Genomic DNA, 16,421 nt, shown 5'->3' with positions numbered 1-16,421 from the left:
AGCGCTCTCGCACAGTTGTAGCAACGGTTCACGTTCGGAGTCAACGACCACGTGGAAGGCTGGTGCGATGAACGAGGATCACGTGAAGGCCGAACTGTTCGACCTGTTGCGCGAGGCCCGCCAGGTGATGGTGGACAAGCTCGACGGGCTCTCCGAGTACGACGCGCGCCGCCCGCTGACGCTCACCGGCACCAATCTGCTCGGGCTCGTCAAGCACCTCGCGACCTGGGAGTCCCGCTACCTCGGCGAGGTCTTCGCGCGCCCGTTCCCCGAGCCGCTGCCCCGGTGGGACGACGAATCCCTGCGCGGCACCGACTTCTGGGCCGCCGAGCATGAAACCCGCGAGGAGATCGTCTCGCTCTACCAGCGCGTGTGGGCCCACGCCGACGCGACGATCACCGAACTGCCGCTCGACGCCCCCGGCCACGTGCCGTGGTGGCCGCGCCCGCACGTGACCCTGTTCGACGTGCTGCTGCACCGGGTCGCCGAGACCAGCCAGCACGCCGGGCACGCCGACATCCTGCGTGAACAGCTCTCCACCACGGCCGAGCCGACCCCGCGCCACGACCAGGTGCTGAGGGCGGCGAAGGCGTGGCTCACCTAGTGCTCTCGCGGTCCTCCAGCCCGACCGCGTCGCGCAGCTCCTGGCGGTCGTGACGCAGGTCCGGGTTGTCCTTCGCGAGGTGACCCATGATGTCGGAGAGGCCGTCCGCAATCGCGTTGAGCTTCTGCTGAAGGGCGTCGTCGGAGCGCTTCTGCGTGTTCTGCAACAGCGCCACCAACAGGAACGTGACGATCGTGGTCATCGTGTTGATGATCAGCTGCCAGGTGTCGGCGCTGTCCAGCAGGAAGTACGACGGCGCCCAGATCACCACCAGCAGCACGCACATCACGAAGAACCAGGCACGGGAGACGAACTCGCTCGCGTGCGTTGCGAACCTGTCGAAGACCGAGGGCCTGCCCGACACCTCCGACGGCATGTTCTTCTCCCGCATCACCCCGGCCTACCCAGAACCGGCCTTCCTCATCCCCAGCCCCGCCTAGGCTCTCCCCGTGTCCCTCTCCACCAACGCCGACGAACACCAGGTCCGCGAGTTCACCTGCGGCTGCTGCTCCGCGCCCGCCCAGCGGACGTGGAACTTCGTCCTCCGCGACGGGTCCCCGCACGCCGTGTACTTCGCCAACAGCTACCACCACGCCGGGCAGGGCCACGAGACGTGGATCGACGTGATCCTGGGCAGTTGGGGCGGCGAGGACCACTCCGACCACGTGAGCTTCGGCTGCCGCGTCGGCGCGGTCGAGGGCTCGGACTCCCCCGCCGCGACCGCCGTGCAGGCCTGCCTCGACGGCTCCGCCGGTCCGCTGCACGGTCGCACGCTGAGCCGCGAGGAAGCCTTGGCGCACCCGTGGATCTCCGACTTCTGGGCCGTCGTGGACCACGTCCTCGAACAGGACCCCGTGGTCCGCGCCCACCTCTACGGCTGACGCGCCGCGCACCCAACGCCGCCTTTGGTGCGTTGAGAGCCCTGAACGACCCCTTCAGGTCCTCGGCGACCGCCCTCAATGACTCATTCAGGACCCTCAACGCACTGAATGAGTCATTCAGGTACTTGGCGACCGCCCCGAACGACCCGTTCAGCTCCTCCAACGCACTAAACGACCCGTTCAGGGCTTACGGAGTGCGGGCGCGCGGCGTGGGGTCAGACGTTGCCGAGGGTGCGGGTGATGGTGATCTCGATGACGACGCGCGCCGGGTTGGGCTTGGGGACGCGGTAGCGCGCGGCGTAGCGGGTCTCGGCGTCGGCGACGGAGGCGGCGTCCTCGCGGACCACGGCGCGGCCTTCCAGGGTCGACCAGCGGCCGCCGTCGACCTGGCACACGGCGACGGTGGCGCCGTCGGGACCGGCGGCGCGGACGTGCCGGACCTTCTGCGAGTGGGAGAAGGTGATCACGCGCGCGATGCCTGCCTCGGCGTCGAGGGTCACGCCGACGGGGACGACGTGCGGGGTGCCGTCCTTGCGGATCGTGCTCAGCGTGCAGAGGTGGCGCTCGGTCCAGAAGGCGGTGCCGCCCTCGCTCAACTCGATCTTCGGCATGAGCCCATTATGGTCCTCATGGCCCTGTTCCCCCGCGAACGCGCGGAGATCGCGCCGGGCGCGGTGCACGTGCCGGACTGGCTGAGCCGGGACGAGCAAACGCGCTTGGTGCAAGCGTGCCGCGAGTGGTCGCGCCCGCCCGCGGGACTGCGCGCGACGCGGATGCCGAACGGCTCGGTGATGTCGGTGCGCTCGGTGTGCCTGGGGTGGCACTGGACGCCGTACAAGTACTCAAGACGAACCGAGCACGGCGAGCCGGTGAAGCCGTTCCCGGACTGGCTGGGCGAACTGGGGCGCAGAGCGGCGGGCGCGGACTACCGGCCGGACATCGCGCTGGTCAACTACTACGACGCCGAAGCGCGGATGGGCATGCACCGCGACGCGGACGAGCGCAGCGCGGAGCCGGTGGTCTCGCTGAGCCTCGGCGACGCGTGCGTGTTCCGCTTCGGCAACACCGAGAACCGCGGGCGCCCGTGGACGGACGTGGAGTTGCGCTCCGGCGACCTCTTCGTCTTCGGCGGGCCGTCGCGGCTGGCCTACCACGGCGTCACCAGGACGTTCCCGGGCACGGGGCCGGAGATCGGCCTGCGCGGCGGCGGGCGCCTCAACATCACGCTGCGGGTGTCGGGCATGGAATGACGCGCGGCGGGGAAAGCACGGGAAGTGAGCGGACAAAACGGACGCGTCGTGGTCTTCGCGCCCTCTCCTCAGCTGACGGTGACCGTCGAGGACCTCAACGGGGAGCCCGACATCCACGTGCACCCCGGTGGGCAGGGTGTCTGGCAGGCCCGGATGATCACCTCGCTCGGCGTGGGCGTGGTGCTGTGCGGAACGGTCGGCGGCGAGACCGGACGCGTGCTCCAGCACCTGGTCGACGATCCCGCCATCGAGGCGCAACTGCTGCACGTGGACGCCCGCAACGGCGCCTACGTGCACGACCGCCGCGACGGGAGCCGGGACGAGCTGGTGGAGATGCCGGCCGGTGAGCTGTCCCGGCACGACCTCGACGACCTCTACGAGCTGACCCTGACCCACGCCCTGGACGCCGGGATCGCGCTGCTCAGCGGGCCGAGCAACGACCGCGTGCTGCCGCACTCGCTCTACCGCAGGCTCACCGAGGACCTGTCGGGCAACGGCTGCCGCGTGCTGGCCGACCTCGCGGGGCAGCGCCTGGTGGAGGTGCTCGACGGCGGGCCGTCCTTCGTGAAGGTCAGCCACGAGGAGCTGATCGACGACGGTCGCGCGGCCAGCGGCGACCTGGACGAGCTCATCCCCGCGATCAGGGAGATCGCCAAGTGCGGCCCGGAGGCGGTCGTGGTCTCCCGCGCCGCCGAGCCCGCGCTGGCGCTGGTCGAGGACGACCTGCTCACGCTGCACGTCCCGGACCTCAGCCCGGTGGACACGCGGGGCGGCGGCGATTCGATGACGGCGGGCGTCGCGGCCTGCCTCGCCAAGGGTGAGCCGTTGCGCGAAGCCCTGCGCATCGGCGCGGCGGCCGGGGCGCTCAACATCACCAGGCGCGGCCTCGGCACCGGGGGCGGCGACGCGATCCGCACCCTGGCCGAGCGCGTGGAACTCCGTCCCCTGCGAGGAAATCACTCATGATCGCGTTGATCACCAACGATGACGGCATCGACTCCCCCGGCTTGGCCGCGCTCGCCACGATGGCTGTCCACAATGGACTGTCAGTGGTGGTCGCCGCCCCCGCCGAGGAGTCCAGCGGCACCAGCGCGGGGCTCACCGCCGCGAAGGACGATCGCCGGATCGCCGTGGCGCGCAAGGAGATCCCGGACCTGCCCGATGTCCCTGCCTACGCGGTGGCCGGACATCCCGGGCTGATCGCCCTCGTCGCGGCGCAGGGCGCGTTCGGCGTCACCCCGGACCTGGTGCTCTCCGGGATCAACCGCGGCGCCAACGTCGGCCGGGCCGTGCTGCACTCCGGCACGGTCGGCGCGACCTTGACGGCGGCCGTCAATGACCTGAGCGGCCTGGCGGTGTCCCTGGACGTCGGCCTCAACAGCACCGCCGAGCCCCGGTGGGAGGTGGCGGCGGAGATCGTCGAGCACGCCATCGGCCTGCTGCGGAACTCCCCCTCGGGCACCGTGCTCAACGTGAACGTGCCGAACGTGGCGCCGGAGGGGATGCCTCCGCTGCGCCACGCCCGGCTCGCCCGCTACGGCACCGTGCAGAGCCGCGTCGAGCGCCTCGGCGACGACAGCCTGGAAGTCGTCGCGGTCACCGTCGACGACGCCGAGCCCGAGCCGGACACCGACGCCGCGTTGCTCGCCAAGGGCTATCCGACGATCACCGCGCTGCGCTCGGTCAGCGAGGACACCAGCGTCGAGCTACCGACTGCCGCTCCATGACAACCGCGCGGCCGAGGTGCCCAAACCCTGTGGCAGGAAAGAGAAAACTTTCTGCACCTGCTCGCCGCCGTACATCGAGCGGAGTTCGGCGTCCTGGTAGCGCACGCACTTCACGTGCCACTCCAGGATGCCCGACATCCACTCCTTGAGGTCCTCCACCTGCCGCGTCACCACCGCGCGCGTTCGCGCGTCGAGGTCGAACTCCTCGAAGAGGTCGTCGAGGTCGTTGGCCACGATGTGCTCGAACTGCCGCATGCGCGCGTTCATCAGCTCGGCCACGATGTCGCGCGCGGCGAGGCGGTCGGTGCCGAGGAAGTTCTCCACGACCACGACCATGTTGTGCACCTCGCCCTCGAACTCCACTTCCTTCTGGTAGGAGAAGAGGTCGTTGGTGAACATCGCGTAGTCCATCGCCGCGGTGACCAGCTCGTGCAGCGTCCGCGTCTGGTAGAGCGCGGCGGGCACGAGGTCCAGCGCCTTCACCCTGGCCAGCCGGATCGTCATGTCCGAGCCGAAGGTCCTGCGCCGCATCTCCACGTAGTCGATCGGGTCGGGAATCCGGTTCTGCGCCTGGTTGTCCACCTCCCAGACCCAGCTGTCGAGCATGTCGTCGACGGCCTTGCGGAACTCCGCGCGCCCGCCCGGTGTCAGCGGTCCCGCCGTGCGCTCCCACAGGTCGGCGAGCCCCAGTTCCATGGGGCCGACGGGCTGCGGCGCCCTGCCCTGCAACGGCATGAACTGCTTCAGCCGCTCCGCGCAGGCCCGCGCCTTGAGGTTGTCGCGCGCGATGCCGAACACCAGCGGGAAGTAGTCGTCGCCGTAGGTCCCCCACGCCAGCCAGTCCGTGGAGAGGTTCAGCTCCTCCAGCGTGGCGTCGGCGTGGATCATCGCGGCGCAGTGCGCGAGGTCGATGCCGCGCCCTCGGTGCTCGCTCCACACACCGCCCGCCTCGACGCCGGGAACCGCGTCGTAGAAGCCCATCGCGCGCTGCCACTGAATGGTGTGCTCACGCGAGGCGTCGAGGTGCTTGCTGGTGCGGATCGCGTACGGCATGTGCAGTTCGGGGATCGGCAGGTGGCCGACCGGGCGCTCGGGAACGTAGGTGTGCTCGCGGATCGCCTTGCGCACACCAGGACGGAACTCCAGGCGCGCGGCGGAGGTGCCCAGCCCGACCGGCCCCGCCAGCAGCGGGCTCGGCGGCTCGGCGGCGTCCATCTCCTGGTTCATGTAGCGACTGGAGCGCGCGTGCCACTCGTGGCCGCCGGACTGCCAGTCCTGCAACCCCTTGACGTAGGCGCCGATCGCGAGCTGTTCGTGCGGCAGCAGGCCGTGCTGTGCCGCCAGCGCGGGAACTTCGACCAGCGCGGTGTTCTCGAACTGGCGCAGCCGCGAGGTCAGCAGGTCGTTGACCATCTCGGCCGACTCCTGCGTGGCGTTGCCCAGGAAGCGCTCGAACACCAGGACGGCGTTGGAGTTCTCGCCCTCCTCCTCCACCTCGCGCTGGTAGGAGAACAGGTCGTTGCGCAGGTGCACCGCGTCGGAGAACGTGTCGCGCAGGACTTCGAGCGGACGGCTGAAGGCGACCTTGTCCGGTACCTCCGCGCCGACCGCGTACTCGACCAGGTTCGCCGACCACGGCGCTCCGCCGACCCTGCGCCGCATCTGGATGTACTCGATGGGGTTGGCGATCCGGCCGAGCTCGATGTTCTTGGTCTCCCAGATGGATTCGACCATCAGGTTGTGCGTGCTGGTGATGAAGCGCTTGCGCCACTCCACCGTCATCGACGGGACCGTGCGCTCCCACAGGTCCTTCAGGCCCGCTTCGGCCGGGTTGGTCACCTCCGGCGCCACCTCACCGGGCAGCGTCATGAACTTCTCCAGGCGGTCCAGGTACTTCTGGCCGCCCTTGACGTCCCGCGAGTACTTGAACTCCTCCAGGAAGTGGTCGTCGAAGAAGAACACCCACACGTACCAGTCGGTGATCACGTCCAGGACGTCGCCGTCGCAGTCCGGGTGGGTGTAGGCGCACATCAGGCCGTAGTCCATCTTGGCGAGCTGGTCGGCCGTCCAGACCAGTCCGCCGTCGGGCGTCCTGGAGTCGAGCATGCCCATCCGCTCCGCCCAGGCCGCGCTGTGCCGCCGCGTCCGCTCCAGGTGCGGGTTCATCCTGGCCGGGTACGGCACGTAGAACTCGGGCAGCGTGAAGGACTGCTGCTGCATGGGGCGCGCCTACTCTCTTCGGGACGGCAGCCTGACGCGTTCGACCCTCGCATTCGGCCGAACGCGCGGGCATCGGCCAGGCAGGCGATGTGCTTCCCGAACGAGCGACCAGCGGAGGTCACCCCGCGTGGTGGCCGCCCGCGCCCGCCCCCTGCTGTTCCCACAGGGTGTTGGCGGCATACCGCGAGGCTGCGAGCGGTCCGGGCATCGATCCGGGCTCCGCTGCGAGCTCGTCCAGCGCGGCCATCTCAGTGCTCTCGTTCACCGGAACGGGCGGAGTCCGCGCCTGGTGTCCGCCCAGCATCCGGGACAGCGGTCGGCGTCTGTCCATAGTGGACTGCGCGCTAACTCAAGAAGCGCACGCGGTCGATCAACCCGTCGCGGACCCGGTAGGCGACGAGCACGCGGTGGGGTTCGCCGCCGAGCCCGTGCGCCACCTCGTGGTCCACCACCCACCCGCGCTCCACCAGCCTGCCGACCACCTCGGCGCGGCACAGGCGCTGGGCGAACTGCTCCTCGTAGAGCCCGCGCATCTGCTCACGCCCCCGCACCGTGCGCCCCTCGTCCATCGAGAGGTGGACGTCCTCGGCGTAGGTCGCCAGGAACGCGTCCAGGTCGTGCTCGTTGTACGCGGCCAGCTGGCGGTCCACCACGGAGGCAGGATCGATCATGAAGCCGATTCTGACACGCCGCGCGAACCGCCAGCCGGGTCTGTGCGCAACAGTTATGCGCGCATCTCGTAGCTGCCAGAAAGGGCCGCGACGTGCTCCCAGAGCCGCCCGAACCGGCCCGCGTCCGGGACCGGCCTGCGGATGTGCTCCAGCGCCCACGCCTGCTGGGCCCCGGTCGCGGTGGCCTTGCCGTGCAGGCCGACCGCGTACTCCGAGAAGTCGCGCACGAGCACGTCGAAGACCTGGTCGAGCACGTCGGCGGGGCAGCCGGTCAGCTCGGCCTGCTCCAGCACGAGCTGGCCGTACACCACGAGCGTGAACAGGTGGCCGAGGTTGAGCAGGAAGTCCAGGTCCCGCTGCTGCTCGGCGTCCGGGGCGGCCGTGGCGAGCAGCCGCTTCAACCCGGTGGCCTGCTCGTGGAACAGCGCGACGTTGGGCACGTGCGCGAAGGCGGTGTACGCCCGCTCCCAGTCGTGGAATGTGATCTTGCCGAGCCCGCGCGCCGGCCCCTGCTCGAACAGGAAGGCGTCGTCGGCCGCGTCGTGGCGGGTCGGAACCGGCTCGAACTCCCGCGGGTTGAACAGGTAGCTCGGCATGAACTTCAGGACGAGCGCGAGGTTGACGTGCACCGTGCCCTCAAGCTTCGGCAGCGCGCGGATGTGCCCGGTCGCGGTGTTGAAGTAGGTGTCCTTCTCGAAGCCCTTCGCCGCGATCACGTCCCACAGCAGGTCGATGACGCGCTCGCCCTCGCTGGTCACCTTCATCTTGGTGATGGGGTTGAACAGCAGGTAGCGGCGGTCTTCGGCGGTGGCGGAGCGGAAGTAGTCCACCGCGCGGTCGCTGAAGAGCTTCATCGCGACCAGCCGCGCGTAGGCGTCCACAAAGGACTGTCGGACGTGCGGGAACTCGGTGACCCGGTTGCCGTAGAGAATCCTGTTGTGCGCGTGGGTGATCGCCTCGTGGAAGGAGTGCTCGGCGATGCCGATCGAAGCCGTGCACAGGTTGAACTTGCCGACGTTGACCGTGTTGAGCGCGGCACTGAACGCCTCCGCCCCGGTGTGCAGCACGTCGGCGTCGGAGACCGGGTAGTCGTTGAGGCGGAAGGCGCTGACGAACATCTGCGAGTCCACGACGTTCTTGATCAGCTCGAAGTTCGGGTGCTGGCTCTCCACCGCGAAGAACACGTAGCCGTCCGGGCCCTCGACGTCCGCGCGCCGCCCGAACACCGACACCATGCCCGCCACGTTGCCGTTGCCGATGTAGTACTTGTCGCCCGTCGCCGTGAAACCGCCTTCCGGCCGAGGCGTCAGCACCATGTCCGTCGAGTAGACGTCGGCACCGTGCTCCTTCTCCGACAGCCCGAAGGCGAACACCGCGCCGCTGTCCAGCAGCGCCGCCGCGCGCGCACGGGCTTCGGCGTTGCCGCTCATCCAGATCGGCCCGAGCCCCAGCACCGTGACCTGCCACGCGTACCAGTAGGACAGCCCGTAGAAGCCCAGGATCTCGCTCAGCGCCGCGTTGCGCGTGGCGTCCCACCGCTTGTCGGGGTCGCCTTTGGCGTCAGCGGCCGGGGTGTTGAAGGTGGCGAACAGCTTCTCGCGCTTGATGAAGTCGAGGAAGTCGGTGTACCACTCGCGGTCGAGGTGGTCGGCGATCAACCGCTGCTTGCCGCGCGACTCGAACCAGTCCACCAGCGCCCGCAGCTTCCCGCGCGCCACCGCGTCCAGGTGCCCCAGGTCAGCGGTGACCGGGTTGAACAACGCCGGGTACTCGTTCTCGGCCACCGCGCACTCCATCCGCCCACCCATTGTTACCGCCCAGTACCCTACCAGCCAGTAACAACCTCGCTCGCGTCCCCGTAAAGCCCTGAACGACCCGTTCGCATACTTCAACGCACCAAACGACCCGTTCAGCGCGCTCAACGCACCAAACGGGTCGTTCAGGGCTTCACCACCTCAATGACTCGTTCATGTGGTTCAACGTGCTGAACGAGTCATTCAGGCGTTCCAACCACCTCAACGAGTCATTCAGCAGGTTTGACGTGGCGGGTCAGGTGGTGGGGATGTGGATGGTGTTGAGGGTGAGGACGCCGTTGGCGCGGGCGCCGGGCAGGGTGGTGGTGGCGCCGACGGGCTGCTTGCGGATGGTGTACCAGGAGTCGACGTAGTCGGCGTCGTTGGTCCAGAAGGAATCCGGGACGGCGGCGAGGATGGCGTCGACGACGGGGACGTACTCGCCGGCGCCGACGACGGACAGGATGGCCTTGGCGGCGGCCCGCGCGAGCTCCTCGTAGCTGAAGTTGTCGTCCTCCTCCATCATCACGGCGTCGGCGGCGGCGTACTTGAAGTGCGACCAGTTCACGAGCACCTGGTTGGGCGTGTAGGTGGTCTTGTCGTGGTCGAGGTAGGGCATCTGGACGGTGTCCACAACGGGCTTGTCGTCGGGGCCGACGCCCGCGACCAGCGCGTAGATCTCGGCGTCGCCGCGCAGGTCGGGCTCGTGGTCCTTGGCGAGCCGGATCGAAGTGATCTTGGCGGCGTCGTAACCCCCAGAAACCGACGGCTCGTCGGCGCGAACACCCAAGGCGCGCAACGAAGCGCGGAGCTTGGCGAGGTTCGCGGAGAGCACGCGGTGGTGGTCGACGGCCACGACGAACAGAGGCCGGTCGACAGGAGGCGAGTCGACGGAGATCCGCCGCGTCCCGGAAGCGGAGTAGGCGGTCACGTGCCGAACCTCGTCGGACGCGGGCTCGGCCACGACGAGTGCGCCCTCAAAAGACGTCAGGGCCGAGCGGTTGCCCGCACGCACTTGGAGCAGGGGCCCGAGGTCGGCGGGCAGCCGTTTCGCCGCGCGCACGTGCGCTCCGGCCTGCTCGACCCGCTGGCGCAGAGCGCCCGACGCGAGCGGGATGAGGTCGATCTTGGACGTGCCGCTGGTCAGGCCCGCGTGGACGCGGGCGAGCACGGACGGTGCGGCGGCGAGGTCGTGCGCGACCGCCTCCACACCCACCGGGGGCGCGGCCACGGCGACGCCGGATGTGACGAACAGGGACAGCACCACTGCCACAGCTCGCATGGTTTCTCCTTGTTCCGCAGGGAATCCCGACGCTAGAGGCACCACGAGAACGATCACCAGAGCGGTGAGACGAACTTGAGAATGAGCAACGCCTACTCATGTCGGGGCGGGCGCGCTCGCGCATGCTGGCCGCATGGCAACGATCGGGGACGGCCTCGTGCGCAGGCAGCTCTCGCGCTTCGTCGGCCGGGACGCGGAGATCGGCGTGTTCCGGCAGGCGCTCGCGGGCGGCCTTGACCACAACGTGCTGTTCGTGCACGGACCGGGCGGCCTGGGCAAGACGAGCCTGCTGCGGATGATGCGGCTGCTCGCGGCCGAGGCGGGGCGCCGCTGCTACTGGGTGGACGCCCGCGCGCTCGCCCCGGTGCCGGACGCGGTGGTGGACGCGCTCGCCGAAGCAACCGCGCACGACGGGGAGCGCGCCCCGGTGGTCTTCATCGACTCCTTCGAGCGGATCGGTGCGTGCGGGCGGACGCTGCGCCAGGACGTGCTGCCGAAGCTCGCCGACGACTCCGTCGTGGTGATCAGCGGGCGGCGACCGCCGGACAGCGGCTGGCGCCTCGACGGCTGGGACCAGGTCGTGGCGGAGCTGCCGCTCGGCGCGCTCACCCCGGCCGAGGCGCAGCGCCTGCTCCGCGCGCACGGGGTCACCGACGACACGGTCGCCGAGCGCCTGCGCGGCTGGTCGGAGGGCTCGCCGCTCGCGCTGACACTGGCGGCGGGCGCCTACCTGGCGACGGGCGCGACGAGCCCGAGACCGACGACGGTCAGCGCGCTGTTCGAGGTCGTCACGGAAGCGGAGCTGGACCCGGCCTTCCACGACGCGCTCACGGTCTGCGCGATCGCCCGCGAGGTCACGGTCGAGCTGCTCGCGCACACGCTCGGGGAACCGAGGGAGGCCTTCGACTGGCTCGCCGAAAGGTCCTTTGTGGACAGTTACGGCGATTCGCTGACGTTGCACGACGTGGTGCGCATGCCGGTGCTGGCCCGGGTCCGGCAGAGCCGCCCCGACCGCGTCAACAAGCTCAAACGACTGCTGTGCGACCACTTCTACGCGCGAGCGCTGAGCGGGGACGCGGGCGCGCTGGTCGACCTCGCACACCTGATCGACTCGCCGGAGATCCGTTGGGGCTACCGCTGGGAAGGCAGTTCGCGCTTCCAGACCGACCGCGTCCGCGTCGGTGACGCCGAGGTCGTCGGGCACGCGCTCACCACGCGCGGCTACGACGAGTGGTGGGCGATGAGCGAGGCCTACTACAGCAACCGCCCGCAGAACGTCACGATCGCGCGCGACGCGGCGGGCTCCCCCGTCGGGCACGCAATTTTCCTTACCCCGTCAGCACTTCCGGTGTGCTCGCGGATCGATCCGTTCGGCGCGCGTCTGCTCCGCTACGCGCAACGGATCAGCCCGGACGGCCAAGCCGTCGTGTGGCGCGACACCGTCGACCTGACCGGCGAGGGCTCGCACGTGCTGGCAATGCTCAACCTGTCGGTGGTGCTGCGCATGGAGGTCCGCAACCCGCGCTACGCGATCGTCTCCGCGTTCGGGCACAACGATCGCGTGCACGCCTTCTGCACGGCGACCGGCGGGCGGCCGATTCCCGAGCTGGAGACCGACGTCGACGGGCGCCGCGTGGTCGTCTACCTGATCGACTACGGACCCGGCGGGCTGTACGTGACCCAGCGCGACATCGTCTACCGCGAGCTGGGCGTCTGCGTGCCGACCGCGGTCACAGCGGCCGATGTCCGTGCGGCGCTTGATGGTTTCGCCTCCAGCGGCGATCTCGCGCAGAGCCCGCTGGCTCGCGGAGCCGACACCCGCGAGCGCGCTGAGCACGTGCGCGCGGTGCTGCGCTCCGCGGTGGAGCTGGAGTTCGGCACGAGCCCGCACGAGCGGCAGCTGAGCGCCGCGCTCACGCAGCGCTTCTTCGACGGGCGCGAGAGCCACGAGAAGATCGCGCGGAGCCTGGCGCTGAGCCGCGCGACGTACTTCCGCAGGCTCAATGAAGCGGTCTCGCGTCTGACAGAGCACCTGGTGCGTCGGTAGGGTCGGCGCCCATGGGAAATGTTGTCGCCTTCCACGCGCACCCGGACGACGAAGCCCTGCTGACCGGCGGAACGCTGGCGCGACTGGCTGACGAGGGGCACCGGGTGGTGATCGTCGTCGCCACCGACGGGTGCATGGACGAGGCCGACGGCGTGCGCATGGACGAACTCCGTGCGAGCGCTGAAGTGCTTGGGGCGCAACGGGTCGCTCACCTCGGGTACGCCGACAGCGGGCACGGCGCGCTGCTCTACGACGATCCGTCCGACCGGCAGCGCTTCGCTCGCGCCGACCCGGACGAGGCCACCGGCAGGCTCGCGGAGCTGCTGCGCGAGGAAAAGGCCGACCTGCTGCTGAGCTACGACCCCAACGGCGGCTACGGGCACCGCGACCACGTGAAGGTGCACCACGTCGGCGCTCGGGCGGCGGCGCTGACCGGGGTGCGCGTGCTGGAGGGCACGGTCCCGGTCCCGGGCTCGGCGAAGCGCAACCGGTACAGCCCGCGCAAGGCGATCACCCACCGTTATGACGTGCGGCGCTACGCCGCGCAGAAGCAGGCCGCGCTCGCCGCGCACCGCACGCCGGTGTTCGGCAACGGCAGGTCGGCGCCGCTCTTCCGGGCGATGGTGCGGATGCCCGCGCCCGTTTTCGGCGCCCTCTTCGGCCGCGAGTGGTACGTGGAGCGCCCTCACCAGCAGAAATGACACGCCTGCCCGATATCGGGCAGGGAACTTGAGTCGGCGGCCCGCGTCTGACACGCTCGCTCCTCGTGAGTGAAGACGGGGCGGGCGAACTGGTCCGGCACGTGTCGGCCACGACCGGCCTGCCCCCGTCGACGGCGGCCCGGGTGGTCGCCGACGTCATCGCGTACTTCGGCGAGAGCGCCGAGGACTACGTACGGCGACGGCACTCCGAACTCCAGCGCCAGCAGCTGCGCAACGCCGAGATCTGGGGCGTGCTCGCGGCCGAGCTGCGGCGGCGGCCAGTGGCCGCCCCCGCGTTCAGCGAACGCCAGCTGCGGCGCATCGTGTACGGCTGAAGGGACAGGTCACAGACGTGTGCGGCATCGTTGGGTACGTCGGGAAACGTCCGGCAGCGCCGATCCTCGTCGAGGGTCTGCACCGGCTGGAGTACCGCGGGTACGACTCCGCCGGGTTGGCGACCCCCGAGGCGGGCGGCCTCCGCGTGATCAAGACCGAGGGGCGCGTCCAGCAGCTGCGCAACCTGATCAAGGAGGAGATCCCGGCCGCCGTCGGCATCGCGCACACCCGGTGGGCCACCCACGGTGAGCCCAGCGACGCCAACGCGCACCCGCACCTGGACTCCGCGGGCCGGATCGCCCTGGTGCACAACGGCATCATCGAGAACTCCGACCGCCTGCGCGCGCAGCTGACCGCCGAGGGCGTGAGCTTCGCCTCCGAGACCGACACCGAGGCGCTCGCGCACCTGATCGGCCGCCTGATGGCCGCCGAGGACGCGCCGAGCCTGGAGGAGGCCGTCCGCGCCGCGCTCAGCCGCGTCGAGGGCACCTACGGCATCGTGGTGCTCGACCGCGACAACCCCGACCACCTGGTGGTGGCGCGCAACGGCAGCCCCATCGTGCTCGGCATCGGCGAGGGCGAGATGTTCGTCGCCTCCGACGTGGCCGCGCTCGTCCGGCACACCCAGCAGGTCGTCTACCTCGACGACGGCGAGCTGGCCGTGGTGCGCTCCGACGAGTTCCACACCAGCACCCTGGCCGTGGAGGCCAGCCCGGTGGTGAAGTCCCCGACCACCGTGGACCTGGTGGCCGACGACTACGAGCTGGGCGGCTCGACGGACTTCATGAGCAAGGAGATCCACGAGCAGCCCACCGCGCTGGCCAGGGCGCTGAGCGGACGGCTCAACGAGCGCTTCGCCACCGCGCACCTCGGCGGCATCAACATGGAGCCGCGCGAGCTGCGCGCGATCCGCCGGGTGAAGTTCCTCGGCTGCGGGTCCTCCTACTACGCGGGCCAGATGGGCGCGCAGCTGGTGGAGGAGCTCGCCCGCATCCCCGCCGACGCCGAGCCCGCCTCGGAGTTCCGCTACCGCAACCCGGTGGTGGAGGCCGACACCCTGTACGTGGCGCTGAGCCAGTCCGGCGAGACCCTGGACACCCTCGCCGCGGCGCAGGAGCTCAAGCGCAAGGGCGGTCAGCTGCTCGGCGTGGTGAACGTGGTCGGCAGCGCCATCGCCCGCGAGTGCGGCAGCGGCATCTTCCTGCACGCCGGCCCCGAGGTGTCGGTGGCATCGACCAAGGCGCTGACCAACACCGCGACCTCGCTGGCCATGCTCGGCCTGCTGCTGGGCCGCGTGCGCGACCTGTCCACCGCCGACGGCAAGCGGATCGTCGCCGGTCTGCGCCGCCTGCCCGAACAGGTCGCGGAGATCCTGGCCCAGGAGCAGGCCGTGGCCCAGGTCGCCGCGCGCTTCGCCGACACCAGGAGCATGTTCTTCGTCGGCCGCGTCCGGGGCTGGCCGGTGGCCCGCGAGGGCGCGCAGAAGCTCAAGGAGATCTCCTACGTGCACGCCGAGGCATACCAGGCCTCCGAGCTCAAGCACGGCCCGCTCGCGCTGATCGACAACACCATGCCGACCGTGATCGTCGTCCCGGACGACGAGCTGCTGTCGAAGAACATCGGCACCATCGAGGAGATCAAGGCCCGCAGCGGCGCGGTGATCGCGGTCACCAACGCCGAGCTGCCCGCCGGTCTCGTCGACGCCGAGCTGCGGGTGCCGCGCAACGAGACCGAGCTGGACCCGATCCTGTTCACCATCCCGTTGCAGCTGTTCGCCTACCACCTGGCGGCCAAGCTGGGGCGCGACATCGACCGCCCCCGCAACCTGGCCAAGAGCGTCACGGTGGAATAGGCGCGTGCACATTCCTGACCTGCTCGCGCGGATCTCCGCCGAGGTGGCCGACGAGGTCGGCAAGGGCTCGGCCGCCGACTACATCCCGGCGCTGGCCCGCGTGGACACCGCGCGCTTCGGCATGGCCGTCGCGGAGCTGGACGGGACGGTGCACGGCACCGGGGAGTGGCGCGAGCGCTTCTCCGTGCAGAGCGTGTCGAAGGTGTTCACCCTGGCCCTCGCCCTCGCCCAGCCCGGCGGGGACGAGGTCTGGGACCGCGTCGGCCGCGAGCCCTCCGGTGACCCGTTCAACTCGCTCGTCCAGTTGGAGCACGAGGACGGCATACCGCGCAACCCGTTCATCAACTCCGGTGCCATCGTCGTCACCGACGAGCTGGCCGCGCGCGGCTGCGATGTGACCGAGGAGCTGCTTTCCTTCCTGCGCAAGGAAAGCGGCTCCCCCGGCATCGTCGTCGACGAGGAGGTCGCCGCGTCCGAGGCCGCCAACGCCGACCGCAACCGGGCGCTGGCGTACTTCATGGCCTCCTACGGCAACATGCGCACGCCCGTGCCCGACGTGCTCGCCCAGTACGTGCGGCAGTGCTCCATCGCGATGAACTGCGCCGAGCTGGCGCTGTCCGGGTTGTTCCTCGCGCGGCACGGCGTGCGCAACGACGGCTCCCGTCTGCTGGAGCGCAGCCAGGCCAAGCGGGTCAACGCCGTCATGCTCACCTGCGGCACCTACGACGCGGCGGGCCAGTTCGCCTACCGCGTCGGCCTGCCCGGCAAGAGCGGGGTCAGCGGCGCCATCCTCGCCGTCGTCCCCGGCCGCTGCACCGTGTGCGTGTGGAGCCCCGGCCTCGACGCGCGCGGCAACTCCGTCGCGGGCGTGGCGGCCCTCGACCGCTTCACCACCCTCACCGGCTGGTCCGTCTTCTAGCTCCGCGGTTCGCCCTGAACGACCCGTTTGGGTACTTGAACGCACTAAACGACCCGTTCAGCTCCTTCAACGCACCAAACGGGTCGTTCGGGGAGTTGAGCGCACCAAACGGGTCGTTCAGGGCTTCCGTAGCGCACT

Annotated in this window: 17 protein-coding genes; 10 read left to right on the top strand and 7 right to left on the bottom strand. The window is 70.1% G+C overall.

Annotated elements, in window-relative coordinates:
- The first annotated feature begins 67 nt into the window (after positions 1 to 67).
- On the top strand, positions 68 to 604 hold the full coding sequence (locus CCN37_RS11045; protein ID WP_086820635.1) for a DinB family protein: 537 nt from the start codon (positions 68 to 70) through the stop codon (positions 602 to 604).
- Here CCN37_RS11045 and CCN37_RS11040 read toward each other — a convergent pair.
- Entirely contained in the window at positions 597 to 995 is a 399-nt protein-coding gene (locus tag CCN37_RS11040; RefSeq protein ID WP_210407966.1) for a low affinity iron permease family protein, read from the bottom strand. The two genes, CCN37_RS11045 and CCN37_RS11040, sit on opposite strands and share 8 nt — an antisense overlap.
- A 58-nt stretch (positions 996 to 1,053) precedes the next feature.
- Between CCN37_RS11040 and CCN37_RS11035 the strand changes: the two genes are divergently transcribed.
- Positions 1,054 to 1,485: a hypothetical protein gene (locus CCN37_RS11035; protein WP_086820634.1), complete on the top strand. Its 432-nt coding sequence runs from the start codon at positions 1,054 to 1,056 to the stop codon at positions 1,483 to 1,485.
- 215 nt (positions 1,486 to 1,700) lie between these two features.
- Here the strand turns inward: CCN37_RS11035 and CCN37_RS11030 are convergent, their stop codons facing one another.
- Complete coding sequence (locus tag CCN37_RS11030; RefSeq protein ID WP_086820633.1) at positions 1,701 to 2,096, bottom strand: PPOX class F420-dependent oxidoreductase; 396 nt, start codon at positions 2,094 to 2,096, stop codon at positions 1,701 to 1,703.
- Positions 2,097 to 2,114: 18 nt separating this feature from the next.
- On the opposite strand from CCN37_RS11030, the gene CCN37_RS11025 reads away from it, so the two are divergent.
- The 3 genes from CCN37_RS11025 to surE are packed head-to-tail and all read left to right on the top strand — an operon-like array spanning position 2,115 to position 4,462.
- Positions 2,115 to 2,735 (top strand): alpha-ketoglutarate-dependent dioxygenase AlkB, encoded by a 621-nt coding sequence (locus CCN37_RS11025; RefSeq protein WP_086820668.1) that lies wholly within the window; start codon positions 2,115 to 2,117, stop codon positions 2,733 to 2,735.
- Between the two features lie 24 nt (positions 2,736 to 2,759).
- Complete coding sequence (locus CCN37_RS11020; RefSeq protein ID WP_210407965.1) at positions 2,760 to 3,701, top strand: 1-phosphofructokinase family hexose kinase; 942 nt, start codon at positions 2,760 to 2,762, stop codon at positions 3,699 to 3,701.
- Entirely contained in the window at positions 3,698 to 4,462 is a 765-nt protein-coding gene (gene surE, locus CCN37_RS11015) for a 5'/3'-nucleotidase SurE (RefSeq protein ID WP_086820631.1), read from the top strand. The genes CCN37_RS11020 and surE overlap by 4 nt, the downstream gene beginning before the upstream one ends.
- Here surE and CCN37_RS11010 read toward each other — a convergent pair.
- From CCN37_RS11010 to CCN37_RS10990, 5 genes are all read right to left on the bottom strand, one after another.
- Positions 4,442 to 6,682 carry a Geosmin synthase gene (locus tag CCN37_RS11010; RefSeq protein WP_086820630.1) on the bottom strand — a complete coding sequence of 747 codons (2,241 nt, stop codon included), beginning with the start codon at positions 6,680 to 6,682 and terminating at the stop codon, positions 4,442 to 4,444. The two genes, surE and CCN37_RS11010, sit on opposite strands and share 21 nt — an antisense overlap.
- A 118-nt stretch (positions 6,683 to 6,800) precedes the next feature.
- Positions 6,801 to 7,013: a hypothetical protein gene (locus tag CCN37_RS11005; RefSeq protein ID WP_143261551.1), complete on the bottom strand. Its 213-nt coding sequence runs from the start codon at positions 7,011 to 7,013 to the stop codon at positions 6,801 to 6,803.
- A gap of 13 nt (positions 7,014 to 7,026) precedes the next feature.
- Positions 7,027 to 7,353, bottom strand: coding sequence for a nuclear transport factor 2 family protein (locus CCN37_RS11000; protein ID WP_086820628.1), 327 nt, complete (start codon positions 7,351 to 7,353; stop codon positions 7,027 to 7,029).
- Between the two features lie 53 nt (positions 7,354 to 7,406).
- Positions 7,407 to 9,137 carry an acyl-CoA dehydrogenase gene (locus CCN37_RS10995; protein ID WP_371503971.1) on the bottom strand — a complete coding sequence of 577 codons (1,731 nt, stop codon included), beginning with the start codon at positions 9,135 to 9,137 and terminating at the stop codon, positions 7,407 to 7,409.
- A gap of 265 nt (positions 9,138 to 9,402) precedes the next feature.
- A complete protein-coding gene (locus tag CCN37_RS10990) occupies positions 9,403 to 10,428 on the bottom strand; it encodes a DUF3103 family protein (protein WP_086820626.1) in 1,026 nt (341 codons plus the stop codon).
- A 133-nt stretch (positions 10,429 to 10,561) separates the two neighbouring features.
- On the opposite strand from CCN37_RS10990, the gene CCN37_RS10985 reads away from it, so the two are divergent.
- The 5 genes from CCN37_RS10985 to CCN37_RS10965 all read left to right on the top strand — a co-directional run bounded on the left by CCN37_RS10985 (position 10,562) and on the right by CCN37_RS10965 (position 16,283).
- Positions 10,562 to 12,475, top strand: coding sequence for an ATP-binding protein (locus tag CCN37_RS10985; RefSeq protein WP_086820625.1), 1,914 nt, complete (start codon positions 10,562 to 10,564; stop codon positions 12,473 to 12,475).
- Positions 12,476 to 12,486: 11 nt separating this feature from the next.
- Positions 12,487 to 13,176, top strand: coding sequence for a PIG-L deacetylase family protein (locus CCN37_RS10980; protein ID WP_086820624.1), 690 nt, complete (start codon positions 12,487 to 12,489; stop codon positions 13,174 to 13,176).
- Positions 13,177 to 13,241: 65 nt separating this feature from the next.
- A complete protein-coding gene (locus CCN37_RS10975) occupies positions 13,242 to 13,511 on the top strand; it encodes a hypothetical protein (protein WP_086820623.1) in 270 nt (89 codons plus the stop codon).
- A 17-nt stretch (positions 13,512 to 13,528) separates the two neighbouring features.
- The gene (gene glmS / locus CCN37_RS10970; protein WP_086820622.1) at positions 13,529 to 15,364 is read left to right on the top strand and encodes a glutamine--fructose-6-phosphate transaminase (isomerizing); all 1,836 of its coding nucleotides are present in this window, start codon (positions 13,529 to 13,531) and stop codon (positions 15,362 to 15,364) included.
- 4 nt (positions 15,365 to 15,368) lie between these two features.
- A complete protein-coding gene (locus CCN37_RS10965) occupies positions 15,369 to 16,283 on the top strand; it encodes a glutaminase (RefSeq protein WP_086820621.1) in 915 nt (304 codons plus the stop codon).
- The last annotated feature ends 138 nt before the right edge of the window (positions 16,284 to 16,421 follow it).

Source organism: Allokutzneria sp. NRRL B-24872, from assembly GCF_002155965.1.
Taxonomy (GTDB): Bacteria; Actinomycetota; Actinomycetes; order Mycobacteriales; family Pseudonocardiaceae; genus Allokutzneria.
Note: the sequence above shows the minus strand (reverse complement) of the source record. Positions and strands in the feature narration are given on the sequence as shown.